Origin of the sequence: Bianquea renquensis (genome assembly GCF_014384895.1) — a bacterium.
Classification (GTDB): domain Bacteria; phylum Bacillota; class Clostridia; order Lachnospirales; family Bianqueaceae; genus Bianquea; species Bianquea renquensis.
Genome location: NZ_JACRSQ010000105.1, coordinates 1 through 712, shown reverse-complemented (window position 1 = coordinate 712; position 712 = coordinate 1). Strand labels below are relative to the sequence as shown.

Sequence of the window (712 nt, the reverse complement as noted above, 5' to 3'; positions counted from 1 at the left end):
CCTTTTCCTTTGCTTCCCCCGGTGTATATACCTATACCATCTCCGAGTTAAACACCGGCGCGGAGGGTTGGACGTATGACAACACCGTTTACACCCTCACCTTCACCGTTACGCTGGAGGACGGCGCACTCCATGCGGCCCACACTTTGACAAAAGACGGGGTAGCGGCGAACAAGGCGCTGTTTGTGAACCATTACACGCCGGAAGAACCGGATGCCGTAGAGATCGCAGGCGTCAAGACCTGGAACCACGGGAACAACCCGAATCCCCCGGATTCCATCATTGTCTATGTCTACGCGGACGGGGAGCTTACCGTGCAGCGGCAGGTTACGGCCAAGGAGGGCTGGAAGTATGCCTTTGAGCTGCCGAAATACGCCGACGACGGCCACGAGATTGTCTACACCGTGGGCGAAGCCGACGTGCCCGGCTACACCGCCGAAATCAAGGGATATGACATTCTCAACACCTACACCGGCGCCACGCCGGAGCCAGAACCGGAGCCGCCTGACCCCGGCGACGATAAACCAAGTACGCCCAGCACACCGCCCGGCGGCACAGACAGCCCCAAGACCGGCGACAACAGCAACCTGACGATTTGGGTTGTGCTAATGTTCCTCAGCCTCGCAGGGCTCATCATGACTCCGCTGCTTAGGAAGAGAAAATCACGTGACTGTAAATCTAAACGGCACTGAACGTTTGCTGCAACCAATAC

At 57.7% G+C, this 712-nt stretch carries 1 protein-coding gene; it reads left to right on the top strand.

Annotation, left to right across the window (positions count from 1 at the left end; translation table 11 throughout):
• Positions 1-692: Cna B-type domain-containing protein (locus H8730_RS17455; RefSeq protein WP_249290320.1), on the top strand; the 692-nt coding region annotated here is incomplete at its 5' end.
• Between the last annotated feature and the right edge of the window lie 20 nt (positions 693-712).